The sequence below is a fragment of the Sphingomonas albertensis genome (assembly GCF_014358075.1).
GTDB classification, from domain to species: Bacteria; Pseudomonadota; Alphaproteobacteria; order Sphingomonadales; family Sphingomonadaceae; genus Sphingomonas; species Sphingomonas albertensis.
In genome coordinates this window covers 123,915-139,993 of sequence record NZ_JACONT010000002.1, presented here as the reverse complement: position 1 = coordinate 139,993, position 16,079 = coordinate 123,915, and the positions used below count along the sequence as shown (strand labels likewise).

Below are 16,079 nucleotides of genomic sequence, written 5' to 3'. Positions count from 1 at the left end.
GCGCGCAACATCGAAACAGGAGCGCGGGCACCCATGACATTTTATGTTGAAAATTTGCGGCGGCAGTCGCGTGTGGGAGCAATGGTCGCGCTACTGCTGTCGTCGGGTGCTTACGCACAGGTTGCGCCGGAGCCTGTGTCGGGACCGGAGGTGAGCGCTGATTCGAACGCCGACGGCGCGATCGTCGTCACCGGCACGCGCATTCGCCGCCCCGATCTGCAGAGCAACAGCCCGATCACATCGGTGACGGACCAAGAGATCAAATATCAGGGCGCGGTCAACGTCGAGAGCGTGCTCAACCGCCTGCCGCAGTTCACCGCCGATGCGAACGAGAACGTCTCGAACGGATCGGACGGCACCGCCAACATCAACCTGCGCAACTTAGGCTCCAACCGGACGCTGATCCTGCTCAACGGTCAGCGTCTGCTGCCGCAACAGGCGATCGATCTGAACTTCGTGCCGTCGGCACTGATCGACCGGGTCGACGTGGTGACCGGCGGCGCGTCGGCGGTGTACGGGTCCGACGCGGTGGCGGGTGTCGTCAATTTCGTGCTGAAGGATCATCTCGATGGCCTTCGCATTGACGTCCAATCGGGTCTCGGCGTTCATACCAACGACAATAGCGGGGTGCGCGATATCGTCTCGGCGGCGGGGTATGCGAATGCAACGCGCCGCGTAGCCGATGGCGGCAAGCAGGATATCAACGCCGCCTATGGCAAGAACTTCGCCGACGGTCGCGGGAACGTCACCGTCTATGGTGGCTATCGTCACACCGAGCCCGTCCTTCAGGCCAATCGCGACGTGTCCGCGTGCGCGCTGAACCAGGCTGACGACGCCGGGACCGGTTTGGTCTGCGGCGGCTCGAGCAACTCGACCTATGGCACGTTTGCGCCACTGGGTGGGCCCAACGCCGGCAAGACGCTGACCAACAACATGAACGGCACGCAGAACTGGGTGCCCTACACGTCGGCCTACGCCTACAATTACTCGCCGACCAACTACCTCCAGCGGTCCGACGATCGCTACATCGGCGGTGCGTTCGCCAAGTTCGAGATCGCGCCGATCGCCGAAGTCTATGGCAGCTTCATGTACATGAAGGATCACACCTTCTCGCAGGTCGCGCCGTCCGCGCTGTTTCTGGGAACGAGCTTCACCGTGCCCTGCGACAACCCGCTGATGAGCGCGGCGCAACAACAGTCGTTATGCGGCGCGAGCGGCGGGACATCGGCGACGCAGGACACGCTGATCGGCTACCGGCTCGGCGACGGGCAGTCGCGACGCGACGACCTCCGCCATCAGGATTACCGCTACTCCGCCGGTGTGCGCGGCGATCTCGGCCACGGTTTCCAGTACGACGTGAACTACCTGCATTCGTTGGTGAAGTTCAACGAGACGTACATGAACAACGTCGACAACGTGAAGGCGCAGCGCGCGCTCGACGTGGTCAACGTGAACGGTGTGGTGACCTGTCGATCGGTGATCGACGGCAGCGATCCGGCCTGCATACCGGTCAACGTGTTCCAGCCCAACGCGATCACCGACACGCAGGCCGCCTATCTGTTTTCGGAAAGCAACACCGCGTCGCGCAATGCGCTCACGGTGATCTCCGCGAACGTCAACGGCGACCTCGGCACGTTCGGCATCACAAGCCCCTGGGCGAAGCGCGGCGTCAACATCGCGTTGGGTGCGGAGCGTCGCCGCGAGACGCTGAACTACACCGCGGACGCGGTAGCCGAACAGGGGGGCGCGACCGACTCCGACGGCCGCATCACCGTCAACGAAGCGTATGGCGAGATCGAAATTCCGGTCCTCCAGAACCTGCCGTTCGCGCATGCGCTGACCATCAATGGCGGCCTTCGCTATTCGGCGTATCGCAACGACCAGCAATCGACCGGACTGAAGTCGAAGTACAACGTCTGGACCTACAAGGGCGAAGCGAGCTGGGCGCCGTCCGAGGATGCGCGTCTTCGCTTCAGCTACAACCGCGCGATCCGTGCGCCCAATATCGGCGAGCTGTTCGGATCGCGGTCGATCGGCAACGTCGCCGCGCAGGACCCGTGCTCCGGCGCATCGCCGACCGCGTCGTTCGACGTCTGCCGGCTGACCGGGGTGACGCAGGCGCAATATGGCAGCATCATCGAATGTCCGTCCGATACGTGTTCGGCACAGTTCGGCGGGAACGTCGCACTGAAACCCGAAAAGGCGGACACCTATACGGCGGGTATCGTGCTGACCCCGCGGATGCTGCGCAACTTCACGCTGACCGTCGATTATTTCCACGTGAAGGTGAAGGACTATATCAGCTCGGTCGATCCATCGCTCGCGATCAGCCAGTGCGTTGCGGGTGGCGATCCGTTCTATTGTGGGCTGTTCACGCGCGATCCGCGCTCGGGCGCGATCTTCGGGACCAACGGCTATATCGTCTCGACGACGTACAATACCGGATCGCTGACGACCTCAGGGGTCGACATTACCGCGGACTACACGTTCGGCATCGGCGCGCTCGGCAAGATCAACCTGAACCTGGTCGGCACGCGCCTGATCGAACAGGCCGCCGAACCCTTGGCGGGTCTGGGCAGCTACGATTGCAGGGGGCTGTACGGCTATACCTGCGGCCAGCCCAACCCGACATGGCGGCATGCGATGCGGACGACCTGGCAAATGCCGGAGGGTGCATCGGTATCGGTCTCTTGGCGCCATACCGATGCGGTCACGCTGTCGTCGCTGTCCGACAACAGCTTCCTTGCTGGCACGCCGAGCGTCATCAACAAGAAGATCTCCGCGTATAATTACATCGATCTTGCGGGCACCGTTGCAGTCGGCGAGAGGCTCCAGTTGCGGGCGGGCGTCAACAACCTGTTCGACAAGGATCCACCGGCGATCGCAGCGGGTATCCTGTCGTCGTTCGGCAACGGCAACACCTATCCGGGCGTGTACGATACGCTGGGACGGACGATGTTCGTTGGCGCCACGGTGAACTTCTGACGGCGACGACTGGGGTAATGGTATGACGAGCTTGGTCCGCCGCGACGTTTTGAAGACGGGCGGCGTGACCGCGCTTGCCGCGATCGTCCCTGCGGTTCCGATCGGTGCGGTGGGGACGTCTCCCTCGGTCGGCCCGCGCGAGATCGTCTCGCTCGGGACCGGGTGGCGGTTTCATCTGGGGCACGCGAGCGATCCGGCGAAAGATTTCGGCTACGGCCGTTCGCACGATACCTACGCCAAGTCGGGCGATGTCGGCACGCCGGTTGCCGAAGCGAAATTCGACGACAGCGCTTGGGAGTCAGTGACGCTGCCGCACGACTGGGCGGTCGACCTGCCGTTCGCGCAGTTCGGACCGGCGGGGAGCGAGGCGGACCGCACGGGTGCGTTCCAGGGGTTCAAGCCGGTCGGGCGGATGTGGCCGGCGACCAGTGTGGGCTGGTATCGGCGCGTGATCCGGCTCGACACGGCGGATGCGGGGCGGCGGTTGCTGCTCCAGTTCGACGGGGTGGCGCGCGATTGCGTCGTGATCCTCAACGGCTTCGTCGTGGGATCGAACGAAAGTGGCTATGCGCCGTTCGAGATCGACGTCACCGACTTCGCAAAACCGGGCGAGGACAATGTGCTCGTCATCCGCTGCGACGTGAGCCTCGGCGAGGCGTGGTCGTACGAGGGGGCGGGGCTCTACCGTGACGTGCGGCTCATGAAGACTGCGCCGACGCACATCCGCCGATGGGGTGCGACCGTGCGCTGTTCCGTTGAGGCCGGCGGTGCCACGGTCCGGGTTGCGACCGAGATCGCGAATGATGGCCGTGCGTGTGAGGCGCGGGTTCGATCGACGGTGATCGGTCCGGACGGGAAGACGGTCGCGGTGCTGTTCGCGGACCCGCTCGGCTTGCCGGCGTGGGGCGAGACGACCGCGATGCAGGAGACGCGTATTGTCGCGCCTGCGCTCTGGTCGCTCGAAACGCCGCATCTTTACATGCTGGTCAGCGAGATCTTGGTCGATGGCGTGGTGGTGGACTGCGACACGTGCAGCTTCGGGATCCGCACGATCCGCTTCGATGCGAACCGCGGGTTTTTCCTCAACGGCAAGCCGGTCAAGATCAAGGGCACCTGCAACCATCAGGATCACGCCGGGGTCGGCTTCGCGGTGCCCGACAGCCTGCACGTCTGGCGGCTCGAGCAACTGAAGGCGATGGGCAGCAACGCCTATCGCTCGACGCATCATTCGCCGTCGCCCGCGATCCTCGACGCGTGCGATCGGATGGGCATCCTGATGATCGACGAGACGCGGCAGATGTCGAGCAATGCCGAGGGGCTGGGGCAGCTCGAGCGGATGGTGCGGCAGGGGCGCAACCATCCGAGCATCATCCTGTGGAGCATCGGCAACGAGGAGATCCACCGCGGCACCGAGACCGGCGCGCGGATCGCCGAGACGATGAAGCGCAAAGTGTACGAACTCGACGGGACGCGGCCGGTGACGGAGGCTTTCAACGGCAAGTTCGGCGAGGGGGCGTCGCGCGTGCTCGACGTGATGGGGTGCAATTACTACCTCGACGCGATCGATCCGTACCACGCCGCGCATCCCGCCATGCCGATAATCGGCACCGAGACGGGCAGCACGGTGATGACCCGCGGCGAATATGCGCGTGACGACAAGGCCGGCTTCGTGCCCGCGTACGACCGCGAATTTCCCAAATGGGCGACGACCGCGGAAAAATGGTGGAGTTTCTACGACGCGCGGCCGTTCCTGAGCGGGGGATTCGTATGGACCGGGTTCGACTATCGCGGCGAGCCTACGCCGTTCGAACGCTGGCCCGAGAATGTCTCGAACTTCGGCCAGATGGACCTGTGCGGATTCCCGAAGGACAATTATCATTATTATCGCGCGTGGTGGAGCAGGGAGCCGGTGCTGCACCTGTTCCCGCACTGGAACTGGGTGGGGCGCGAGGGCCAGCCGGTCTCGGTGTGGGTGCACAGCAATTGCGAGGCGGTCGAGCTGGTCTTGAACGGACGGAGTCTCGGACGGCAGGCGGTGGTGAAGAACACACATCTCGAATGGCAGGTGGCGTATGCGCCAGGACGGATCGAGGCGTACGGGTATCGCGGCGGCAAGCGCGTAATGCACGCGGTGCGCGAGACGACCGGGGCGGCGGCACGGATCGGCCTGTCGAGCGATCGGCGGCAATTGGCGCCGGGTGAGGTCGCGGTGGTGCGGGTTGCTATCCTCGATGCGAAACGGTGCGAAATGCCTACCGCGTCCAATCGCGTGTCGTTCACGCTGACGGGCGATGCGACACTGCTCGGCGTCGGCAACGGCGATCCGCGGAGTCTGGAGCCCGATCATGCGACGTCGCGCTCGGCATTCAACGGGCTGTGCATGGCGCTGGTGCAGGCGGGTGCGAAGGGCGGGCCGATCCGGCTGGAGGCGCGTGGCGACGGCCTCGCGCCGGCGATGCTGCCGCTCATCGGTCTGACCAAGGATATCCCATGACTGTACGTCGTTCGTCGCGGGCGCTCGCGCTGATCCTGTTGTGCGCTTCGGCGGCGGCGCAGGCCGCGCCCGACGAAGCCGCGTTCCGGCGATCGATCGGACTGCGCCGGGCTTGGCAGGATCTGACGCGGGAGGTCGCTTGGCCGGCGCACTGGACACCGGACGGGCGGCGCTTCTCGTATCGGAAGACGGTCGCGGGCGGGTTTGTATTCGAGACGGTGGATGCGAAGACGCTCGCCAAGTCGCCCGCATTCGACACGGCCAAGCTTGCGGCGGCGCTCGGCAATGCGCGGCACGAGGCGGTCGATCCGATGCACCTGCCGTTCGCCGAGTTCGATTATGCGGAGGACGGGAAGGCCATTGCGTTCTCGCTGGACGAGACGCGGTGGCAGTGCGGGATCGTCGTGTATCGCTGCGAGGCGGCGGTCGATCGCAGCCGGCCGCGCGGCTTCGGCGTGGTGCGCGATATATCGGTGCCGGCGGACAATAGTCCGAAGGCTTCGCCCGATGGGAATTGGACCGCGTTCGTACAGGGCGACAACCTCGTCGTGCGCAAGACCGGCGATACGGCGATCGTTCCGATCAGCGTCGATGGCAGCGCGGGCAATTTCTACGATCCCGAGACGCTGCGCTGGTCGCCGAATAGTCGGCACATCATGATCTACCGCGTTCGTCCGGGGTATCAACGAAGAGTGCTGCGTGTGGAGTCGTCGCCGCGCGACCAACTCCAGCCGAAGCTGCAAAGCCAGCTCTATCCCAAGCCTGGCGATGCGATCGATCAGGAGCGACCAGTGCTGTTCGACCTCGCCTCGCGGCGGCAGACGGTGATCGACGACGCGCTGTTCCCCAATGCGTACGAACTCTCCGCGCCACGCTGGCGGAGTGACGGACGGAGTGTGGCATTCGATTATGTCCGGCGCGGTTTCGGCCAGGCGCGGATCGTCGCGGTCGATGCGGAGACCGGCGTCGCGCACGCCGCGGTGACCGAGGATGCGAAGACGTTTGTCTATGCCGATCGTCGCTATGCGCATGAGGTCGGCGCGGACGGTCGCGAGATCGTCTGGGCGTCCGAGCGCGATGGCTGGAACCATCTGTACCTGATCGACGGCCGCACCGGCGCCGTAAAGAACCGGATCACGACCGGAAACTGGGTGGTGCGCGACGTCATCGCCGTCGACGATGCCAAGCGACAGATTGTGTTTGCGGCGAGTGGTATGAACACAGGCGAAGACCCGTATTTCCGCCACGTCTACCGGATCGATTTCGACGGGCGGCACCCGACCGCACTGACGCCGGCAAAGGCGGATCACGACGTGCGGTTCTCGCCCGATGGGTCGCTGTATGTCGACACCTATTCGCGGGTCGACCTGCCGACCGTCAGCGAACTCCACCGGTCGAGCGACGGCGCGCTGGTGGCGACGATCACCAGGGGCGACGACAGTGCGTTGCGCGCGGCGGGGTTCCGGCGGCCCGAGGTGTTCGTCGCGAAGGCGCGCGACGGCAGGACCGACATCTGGGGCGTCGTCGTCCGCCCGCACGACTATGACCCGAGCAAGCGCTATCCGGTGATCGAGAACATCTATGCGGGGCCGCACGACAGCTTCGTGCCCAAGCAATATTGGCCGTTCGGTTTCCATTCCGGTGGCGACAAGGCGATCGGGATGCAGGAGCAGGCCGATCTCGGCTTCATCGTCGTGCAGATCGACGGGATGGGGACGGCGAACCGCTCCAAGGCATTCCACGACGTCGCGTGGAAGAACCTCGCGGACTCGGGCTTTCCGGACCGGATCGCGTGGCACCGTGCGATGGCGGCGAAGGATCCGTCCTACGATATCGGCCGGGTCGGCATCTACGGCGCATCGGCGGGTGGGCAGAGCACGCTAAACGCGCTGCTGTTCCACGGCGATTTCTACAAGGTCGGGGTGGCCTATGCGGGGTGTTACGACAACCGGATGGACAAGATCAGTTGGAACGAACAGTGGCTCGGCTGGCCGGTCGATGCGAGCTATGCCGCCGCCTCGGGCGTCGATCACGCCGCGCAACTGACGGGCAAGCTGCTGATGATCGTCGGCGACCAGGACAGCAATGTCGACCCCGCCTCGACGATGCAGGTCGCGGATGCGCTGATCCGCGCGGGCAAGGATTTCGAGTTGTTGGCGGTGCCGGGTGGCGAGCATAGCGTCGGGCGCTCGACCGGGCCGATCGACTATGTCGCGCGGCGGCAGTTCGGGTTTTTCGTGCGAGAGCTGGCGGGGGAAGCTGTGCCGAATTGGAATGGGGTGAAGTGAAGGGGGGCTGACGCACCTAGCTCGTGAGCGCTCCACCCCGGCGAAGGCCGGGGCCCAATTGGGGGACGTCGCTGACTATGGACGGTCCTTCGTCACGGTGACCTTTCCAATTGGGCCCCGGCCTCCGCCGGGGTGGTGTTCTGACTATTGAGGTGACAGGCTAAGACTGATTGGTGCCGATCCCAGTGGGACGGTGTAGCCGCCGCGTTCGAACTGGGCTCCTGCCATCGTGTAAGACCGACCGGTCTTGGTCGTCGTCTCGACGAACACGCGTGCGGCTGGATTGATCTTCGCCGCCGCATCAAGCGTCAGCGTGATCGCCCCTGTCGCCGGCACATACGTCGCACGCGCGATCTTCCCTGCCTCCAGCGTGATCCACAATCCGGCGGGGGCGATGAAGAGCCGCGTGCGGGCGCCGTCCTTCGGGGTGATACTGACCACGCCCGCCGCTTGGTCGACAGTGCCGCCGAAACCGAGCCAGCCGAAGGTCGGGTCGTTCACCAGATAGCTCGCGGCGGTGATCGCGTGGCCGTAGAAGCCCATGCCGTAGTCGCCGCTATACGGGTCCCATCGCATCATGTCGGGCGCGGAGTGGAACGCGGCGGAGGAGAAGCCGTCACGGTCGATGTTGGCGATCCCGCCCATCATGCCGCCGTACGCGATGCGGAGCAGCCGCAGGTCGGTCGGGTCGGCGCGGTAGGCGTCGAACAGCGGGACGGCGTTGAGCGTCGAGCCGTAGTGGTGGAGCTGGCGTTCGATCCGCGGATATTTGCCGCCATAGAGGAAGTCCCAATAGCGGCGCGCATTGCCGTTATAGCCCCAGCTCGGGATCGTCGGGTCGTAGGCAAGGATCACCTGCCGCGTGACGTCGGCCTGCGGCTGATAGCCGAAATAGCGCATCCAGGCGTAGACTTCGGGTTGGCCGGTCGAATCCCAGGCCATCTCGCTGCCAAACGGGTAGCGCAGCGTCCGCCAGTGATCGGCGCGCCGTTTCATCAGGCGCTCCATCTCGGTCGCTTCGGCGGTCAGGCCTTCGCGCTTCAGGTCCTTGAGGATATCGACGAACACGTCGCCCTCCATCAGCCCGAACTGCGTGTAATAGGGCGCGTCGCGCATCATCGCGGTTGTGGTCTGGTAGGCGTGGTCGAGATACCAGCGCCACGGATGCGCGGTGACGAGGCCGGGGTGATTGCGCGCGACGCGGTACAGCACCCAGTGGCCGATCGCGACGTGCGGGTAGTTGTACGCGCGGCCGAGATCGCCCGCGTCCTTCTTCGACCAGGACGTCCATGTCTTCCAGTCGACGGTCGGGTCGTAATAGCCGGCATGTGCGGCGGGATCGTAGTAGAACAGGCTCTTCCGCACCGCGCCGGCGTGGGGCCCATCGGGGACTTGCAGGTCGCCCTGGATCGTCTCGTCGACGAGGCGTTGCAGCTTGGCGATCTCGGCGGGGTCGGGGTTGTCGAGCTGTTTTGAAATCGCCGCGACCCAGCTGCCCGCGCCGCCTTCGTCGCTCATGCCCGAGATCCAGACGCGCGGGTCCTGCGTGACGACTTTGCTGGCCTCGCGGTCGTAGGCGAGGATCGCGGGATTGCGGCCGAACGGGTCGGCCTTGTTCTCGTACCATTGCTGGGTGGTCGAGAAGCGGCCGAGGTCGGCCATCGTCTGGTCGAGCGGTTTGGTGATGTAATAGCTGACCGTCTGGACGCTGCCGTCGGCATAGGTGATCGCGAGCGTCGCGCGGCCCCAGCCTTTGCTGCGCACGGTGTAGCGGGCCCAGCCTTTCGCGCTTGCGGTCGGCGTTGCGGTGAGCGCACCAGCGGGGAGGCTTTCGATCTTGGCGATCGGTAGCGGCGTCTTGAGGAACAGCGACGCATCCTGATCGGTCGGGACGACGTAGCCGGGGATGCCGACCGCGACCGGACGGTGGTTGGCGACAAGCGTGTCCTCGATGGCCGCGATCGACGGGGCGGTGACGAAGCGGACGCCGATCGTGCGCGCCGCGCCGGGCGCAAGCGTGAAGCTGGTAGGCGTGTTCCACTGCTCGCCCGCCTTTGCCCATTCCTTCTCGGCGAAGGCCTTGCTGGCGACGGCCCAGTCGTAGAACCCTTCGGAGGTCTGGCCGCGCTTGCTGCGATCGGTGAAAATGTCGCCTTTGGGAGCCTTCGCGGCTTCGAGGACCGGGCGGTAGGCTTCGAGCGGCGTGCCCTTTTCAGGGAGGACGAGGAGCGCCGGACCCGCGCCGTTGAGGCGAGTGACCTGGAGATAGCCCGCGTCGCGGCCGATATAGGGGTCGACGAAGCTCGCCTGCGCATGCGCCTGTTCGAGGCTGCGGTCGGTGATGATGTTGTCGAACACCATCGGCAGCCCGAGCGCGCCGATCTCGACGGGGGCGGTCGTCGTGTTGGTCAGCGTGAAGCGGAGCGCGAGGACGCCGTGGTCGTCGATCCAGCGACGCTCGACGCGCAAGGGACTGGTGATCCCGAGCGAGGCAGTGATGTCGGCGGCGGCGAGCGTCGCGCCGGTCGCGGGGAGACGGCGAATCGCCTTGCGGTGCTGCGCGGAGGCAAAGTCGGTCCAGGCGCCACCGGATTGTCGCGCGCGGAGGTGGATGTCGCCGATATGCACATAGCCGTCGCCCGCGCGCTCGGCCTCGCGGGCGCCGGGGACGAAGTCGAAGCCGGGCTCGGCGGCGGGCGACAGCCGGGCGAGAGTCTGCGTGTCGCTACGGAGCGCGAGGCGGAAAGCGGGGGTGCGAATCGCTGTCTGCGCGATCGGGCGGTAACTGGGCTTGGCGGGCTTAGTCTGCGCATCGCCGGGCAGCGTCGCGGTCGTTGCCAGGAGCAGCGTCAGGAGGCGGAAGGCTGTCATGGCGTTGCTCGCTCGGGGTCAAAGGTTAGGATAAAGTGTCACTTGCGCTGCTTGGTCGGACGTATAGTATACGATATCCGAATGGAGATAAAGATGTTCGCAAGCCGCCGGGATGTATTGATGGGGACGACGGCGTTGGTGCTGTTGTCGGTGGGCGAACAGGCGTTTGGCAAGGGCGCCGGAACGCTGCCGACCCGCGCGAAACCCTTGCCCCTGTCGGCAGTGCGGTTGTTGCCGTCCGCCTATGCCAGCGCGGTCGAGGTCAATCGCGCGTATCTGCTGCGGTTGAGCGCGGACCGGTTGCTGCACAACTTCATGGTCTATGCGGGCCTGCCTGCGAAGGCACCGATCTATGGCGGGTGGGAGAGCGACACGATCGCCGGGCATACGCTCGGCCATTACCTGACCGCGCTTGTGCTGATGCACGCGCAGACCGGCGATGCGGAGTGCCGTACTCGCGCGGATTATATCGTTGCAGAACTGGCGCGGGCGCAGGCGAAGCGCGGGACGGGCTATGTCGGCGCGCTCGGGCGCAAGCGGAAGGACGGGACGATCGTCGACGGCGAGGAGATATTCCCCGAGGTGATGCGCGGCGAGATCAAGTCGGGCGGGTTCGATCTCAACGGCTCGTGGTCGCCGCTCTATACCGTGCACAAGGTGTTCGCGGGTCTGCTCGACGTGCATGCCGCATGGGGCAACACGCAGGCGCTGACCGTCGCGACCGGGCTCGCGACCTACTTCGCAAAAGTGTTCGCGGCGCTCGACGATGCGCAGATGCAGACGCTGCTCGGGTGCGAATATGGTGGGCTGAACGAGAGCTATGCCGAGCTGTCCGCGCGGACCGGGAACAAGCAATGGCTCGATGTCGCGGAGCGGCTGTACGATCGGAAGATGCTCGATCCGATGGTCGCGGGCGAGGACAAGCTGGCGAACTTCCATGCCAATACGCAGGTGCCGAAGCTGATCGGGCTCGCGCGGATCCATGAACTGAACGGCAAGCCCGCGCCCGCCAACGCCGCGCGGTTCTTCTGGAAGACCGTCACGCAGCATCACAGCTATGTGATCGGCGGCAATGCCGACCGCGAGTATTTCTCCGGGCCCGATACGATCGCGAACCACATCACCGAGCAGACGTGCGAGCATTGCAACAGCTACAACATGCTCAAGCTGACGCAGCATCTGTACGGCTGGCAGCCGGACGGCGCGCTGTTCGATTATTACGAGCGTGCGCATCTGAACCACGTGATGGCGGCGCAGAACCCGAAGACGGCGGGGTTCAGCTATATGACGCCGCTGATGACGGGTTCCGTGCGCGAGTATTCGACGCCGAAGGACGATGCGTTCTGGTGCTGCGTCGGCAGCGGGATGGAGAGCCATGCCAAGCACGGCGAGGCGATCTTCTGGGAGGGCGACGGCACGCTGCTGGTCAATCTCTACATCCCGGCGGAGGCGCGGTGGCAGGCGCGCGGCGCGGTGCTGACGCTCGACACGCGCTATCCGTTCGAGCCGGAGTCGCGGCTGACGCTGACCAAGCTGGCCAGGCCGGGACGCTTTCCGATCGCACTGCGCGTGCCGGGCTGGGCTGCCGGGCGCGCGACGGTGACGGTCAACGGCGCGGCGGTCGAACCGGTGCTGGCGAAGGGCTATGCGATCGTCGAGCGGCGCTGGAAGGCGGGCGATGTCGTCGCGATCAGCGTGCCGCTCGACCTGCGGCTGGAGAGTGCGCCGGGCGACGTCGACACGGTCGCCGTGCTGCGCGGGCCGATGGTGATGGCCGCCGATCTCGGGCCGACCGAGGCGAAATGGGAGCAGGCGGATCCGGCGATGGTCGGCGCGGATTTGCTCGCGGCGTTCACGCCGACCGATCGCGCTACCTACGCTACGAAGGGCATCATCCGTCCGGCGGACCTGAATTTCGTGCCGTTCTACAGCCAGCATGACCGACGCAGCGCGGTGTATTTCAAGCGCTTCAGCGAGGCGGCGTGGAAGACCGAGGAGGCGGCGTTCCTGACCGAGCAGGCGCGGCTGAAGGATATCGCCGCGCGGTCGGTCGACGTGATGCATCTCGGCGAGATGCAGCCGGAGCGCGATCATGCGCTGACGTCGGAGATTTCCTATCCGGTCAGCTATCGCGGGCGGAACGGGCGCGATGCGCGGTCGGGCGGGTATTTCGAGTTCGCGATGAAGACGCGCGCCGGGCCGCTGGTGTTGCAGGCGACTTATTGGGGCGACGAGCGCGCGCGCGATTTCGATATTCTCATCGATAACGTGAAGGTCGCGACGCAGCATCTCGAGGCGGACCAGCCGGGCAAGTTCTTCGATGTCGACTATCCGCTGCCGATCGGGCTGACCAAGGGCAAGACGAGCGTGAAGGTGCGGTTCGTGCCGCATGACCGCTCGTCCGCCGGGCCGGTGTTCGGGGTGCGAATGGTGGCTGCCAAGCCGGATGGGGTCGCGTGAGCGGGGTGTCAGCGCTGGCGCGCAATCCGGCGGCAGCCCTCCCTTCCTTGTTCTCCCGCGAAGGCGGGAGCCCAGTCTGGATCCCCGCCTTCGCGGGGAAACAGGTCTTGCCCGCCGAATGTGGATTCGACCGCGGAGCCTTTGCATGACCGACGCGCATGTGGACGGCGTTCGCCTGACGCTCGACGAGGTCCGCACCCTTGCCCGACGCGTACTGCTCGGCGCCGGCCTGTCGCGCGCGCATGCCGAGGCGGTGGCGGAAACGATGGTCGCGGGGGAGCGTGACGGCTGTGCGAGCCACGGGATCTACCGGCTGCTGGTCGCGGCGAACAGTATCGCCAAGGGTGTCGTTGCGGTCGATGCCGAGCCGGTGGTGAGCGAACCGGCGCGCGCGCTCGTGCGGGTCGATGGCGGCGGCGGGTTCGCGCAGCTTGCGTTCGAGCGGGGGCGGCAGCGGTTGGCGGAGAAGGCGCGCGCGTATGGAATCGCTGCGCTGGCGTTGAACAATGTCGTGCATTTCGCCGCGCTTTGGCCCGAGGTCGAGGCGCTGGCGGAGGAGGGGCTGGTCGCGCTGGTGGTGACGCCCAGCCACGCCTGGGTCGCGCCGGCGGGGGGAACGCAGCCGGTGTTCGGGACCAACCCGATCGCGTTCGGCTGGCCGCGCGCTGGCGGGCCTCCGTTCGTGTTCGACTTCGCGACCAGTGCGGTCGCGCGCGGCGAGATCGAACTGCATCGGCGCGCGGGGAAGCCTGTGCCCGACGACTGGGGCTATGATGCGGATGGCCAGCCGACGACCGACGCGGCGGCGGTGTTGAGCGGCGCGATGCGGACGTTCGGCGGGCATAAGGGCTCGGCGTTGGCGGCGATGGTCGAACTGCTCGCGGGGCCGCTGATCGGCGACATGACCAGCCGGGGATCGCTTGAGGCCGATGCCGGACGGGGTGGGTCGCCGATCGGGGGTGAACTGATCATCGCGATCGATCCCGTCGGGTTTCTCGGCGATGCGGTCGCCGAGCACCTTGCGCGGGCGGAAGCGATGTTCGGAGCGATCGAGGCGCAGGGCGCTCGCCTGCCGTCGCAGCGGCGGTACGCGGCGCGGGCGCGGAGTGTGACCGAGGGTGTGGTTATACCCGCAGCCCTGTACCGCGACATCATGGCGCTGGTTCCAGGAGAATGACGATGAAGGCTTTGATCCTGTTGCTCGCGCTGGGTTCGACGGCGGTGGGGGCGGTGCCTCCTAGGGCTCCGAAGGCGGCGGCGGCAAAGTCGGCGGATTCGCGGTTCAAGGCGCTCTACACGTCGGAATATGAGTGGCGACAACTCCAGTTCGCGCAGGGCGAGGACAATCCGACCGCCGCACCGCGGTTGCCGGATGTCGGCCCCAAGGCGCAGACCGAGCGGCTCGCGCGCTGGACCGACGTATCGCGGCAACTCGCGGCGATCGCGCCGGCCAGCCTGTCGCCCGCCAACCGCATCAACTACGCCGTCTATGCGCAGCAGATCGACGCACTGCTCGCCGAGCAACGCTATCGCGATTACGAGAAGCCGCTGACTGCGGATACGAGCTTCTGGGGCGATGTCGCGGAGAGTGCGCGCGGCAATTTCAAGTCGGTGAAGGACTATCGCGACTATATCGCCGTCATGCGCCAGATCCCGCGCTATTTCGACCAGCAGACCGGCAACATGCGGGCGGGACTGGCACGTGGGTTCACGCCGTCGCGCGTGACTTTGACGGGGCGCGACAACGGGGTCGCGCAGGTCGCGGAGGCGAAGACGCCGCAGGACTCGCCGTTCTACGAACCGTTCAAGAGCTTCCCGTCGACGATCCCCGCCGCCGAGCAGGCCGCGCTCAGGGCGGAAGGGACGGCGGCGATCTCGCAGGCGGTCGCACCGGCCTATGCGACGCTGCTGAAGTTCCTGCGCACCGAGTATATCCCGCACGCCCGCGAGGGGCTGGCGGCGTACGACCTGCCCGACGGCAAGGCCTATTACCTGTCGAAAATTCGCGAATACACGACGCAGGATATCACGCCCGAGCAGATCCACGCGCTCGGGCTCGCCGAGATCGCCAAGATCCGCGGGCGGATGGACGGCGTGATGCGCAGCGTGAAGTTCCAGGGTGATTTGCAGGCGTTCTTCAACCACCTGCGCACCGATCCGCAATTCTATCCCAAGGCGCCAAACGAGCTGCTGTATCGCGCGGCGTGGATCGCCAAGACGTTCGACGGCAAGGCATCGTCGTGGTTCGGCCACCTGCCGCGCAGCCGGTTCGCGATCAAGCCCGTGCCGGCGGACATCGCGCCGTTCTACACCGGCGGGCGCGGCGGGCCGGGGATCTATCTGGTCAACACCTACGACCTGCCGTCACGGCCGTTCTATTCGCAGGTCGCGCTGACGCTGCACGAGAGCGCGCCGGGGCATGCATTCCAGATGCCGCTCGCGTCCGAGAACAAGAGCCTGCCCGCGTTCCGGCGCGACACGTATCTGTCTGTCTATGGCGAGGGCTGGGCGCTGTATTGCGAGACGCTCGGTGAGGACATGGGGATGTACGAGACGCCGTACGACCTGTTCGGGATGCTGAGCTATCAGGCATGGCGGGCGGCGCGGCTGGTGGTCGATACCGGCATCCATGCGAAGGGCTGGAGCCGGAAGCAGGCGCAGGACTATCTGCACGACAATACCGCGCTGTCGAACCACGAGATCGAGACCGAGGTCGATCGCTACATCGCGTGGCCGGGGCAGGCGCTGTCCTATTACATGGGGCAGATCGCGTTCCAGACCGCGCGGAAGAAGGCGCAGGAAAGGCTTGGCGCGAAGTTCAACATCCGCGCGTTCCACGACGCGATGCTCGAGATGGGATCGGTGCCGGTGCCTGTGATCGAGGCGCGGACCGACCAGCTGATCGCGGCAGGCGGCAAGGGGCCTTATCCTGACGAGGAATGAGGCGGGCGAACTTAAACGATCCTCCCCCTGGCGGGGGA

At 65.9% G+C, this 16,079-nt stretch carries 7 protein-coding genes; 6 read left to right on the top strand and 1 reads right to left on the bottom strand.

Features of this window, described 5'->3' with window-relative positions; translation table 11 throughout:
* The first annotated feature begins 81 nt into the window (after positions 1–81).
* The 3 genes from H8S47_RS01725 to H8S47_RS01715 are packed head-to-tail and all read left to right on the top strand — an operon-like array spanning position 82 to position 7,767.
* Positions 82–2,985, top strand: coding sequence for a TonB-dependent receptor domain-containing protein (locus H8S47_RS01725; RefSeq protein WP_187502211.1), 2,904 nt, complete (start codon positions 82–84; stop codon positions 2,983–2,985).
* Between the two features lie 22 nt (positions 2,986–3,007).
* A complete protein-coding gene (galA, locus tag H8S47_RS01720) occupies positions 3,008–5,479 on the top strand; it encodes a beta-galactosidase GalA (RefSeq protein ID WP_187502210.1) in 2,472 nt (823 codons plus the stop codon).
* Complete coding sequence (locus tag H8S47_RS01715; RefSeq protein ID WP_187502209.1) at positions 5,476–7,767, top strand: DPP IV N-terminal domain-containing protein; 2,292 nt, start codon at positions 5,476–5,478, stop codon at positions 7,765–7,767. Before galA ends, H8S47_RS01715 begins: the two co-directional genes overlap by 4 nt.
* Positions 7,768–7,911: 144 nt before the next feature.
* Here H8S47_RS01715 and H8S47_RS01710 read toward each other — a convergent pair whose 3' ends face one another.
* The gene (locus tag H8S47_RS01710) at positions 7,912–10,638 is read right to left on the bottom strand and encodes a DUF5695 domain-containing protein (RefSeq protein WP_187502208.1); all 2,727 of its coding nucleotides are present in this window, start codon (positions 10,636–10,638) and stop codon (positions 7,912–7,914) included.
* A gap of 93 nt (positions 10,639–10,731) precedes the next feature.
* Here H8S47_RS01710 and H8S47_RS01705 point away from each other — a divergent pair, with 93 nt between their 5' ends.
* From H8S47_RS01705 to H8S47_RS01695, 3 genes are all read left to right on the top strand, one after another.
* Positions 10,732–13,098 carry a glycoside hydrolase family 127 protein gene (locus H8S47_RS01705; protein WP_187502207.1) on the top strand — a complete coding sequence of 789 codons (2,367 nt, stop codon included), beginning with the start codon at positions 10,732–10,734 and terminating at the stop codon, positions 13,096–13,098.
* A 145-nt stretch (positions 13,099–13,243) separates the two neighbouring features.
* On the top strand, positions 13,244–14,275 hold the full coding sequence (locus tag H8S47_RS01700; RefSeq protein WP_187502206.1) for an Ldh family oxidoreductase: 1,032 nt from the start codon (positions 13,244–13,246) through the stop codon (positions 14,273–14,275).
* Between the two features lie 2 nt (positions 14,276–14,277).
* The gene (locus H8S47_RS01695) at positions 14,278–16,041 is read left to right on the top strand and encodes a DUF885 domain-containing protein (protein WP_187502205.1); all 1,764 of its coding nucleotides are present in this window, start codon (positions 14,278–14,280) and stop codon (positions 16,039–16,041) included.
* Positions 16,042–16,079 lie beyond the last annotated feature (38 nt).

What these genes read in the sequence shown, in the direction of transcription:
- H8S47_RS01695 (WP_187502205.1), top strand. Translation starts at nt 14,278, where the DNA reads ATGAAGGCTTTGATCCTGTTGCTCGCGCTGGGTTCGACGGCGGTGGGG.
- H8S47_RS01700 (WP_187502206.1), top strand. Translation starts at nt 13,244, where the DNA reads ATGACCGACGCGCATGTGGACGGCGTTCGCCTGACGCTCGACGAGGTC.
- galA (WP_187502210.1), top strand. Translation starts at nt 3,008, where the DNA reads ATGACGAGCTTGGTCCGCCGCGACGTTTTGAAGACGGGCGGCGTGACC.
- H8S47_RS01725 (WP_187502211.1), top strand. Translation starts at nt 82, where the DNA reads ATGGTCGCGCTACTGCTGTCGTCGGGTGCTTACGCACAGGTTGCGCCG.
- H8S47_RS01710 (WP_187502208.1), bottom strand. Translation starts at nt 10,638, where the DNA reads ATGACAGCCTTCCGCCTCCTGACGCTGCTCCTGGCAACGACCGCGACG.
- H8S47_RS01705 (WP_187502207.1), top strand. Translation starts at nt 10,732, where the DNA reads ATGTTCGCAAGCCGCCGGGATGTATTGATGGGGACGACGGCGTTGGTG.
- H8S47_RS01715 (WP_187502209.1), top strand. Translation starts at nt 5,476, where the DNA reads ATGACTGTACGTCGTTCGTCGCGGGCGCTCGCGCTGATCCTGTTGTGC.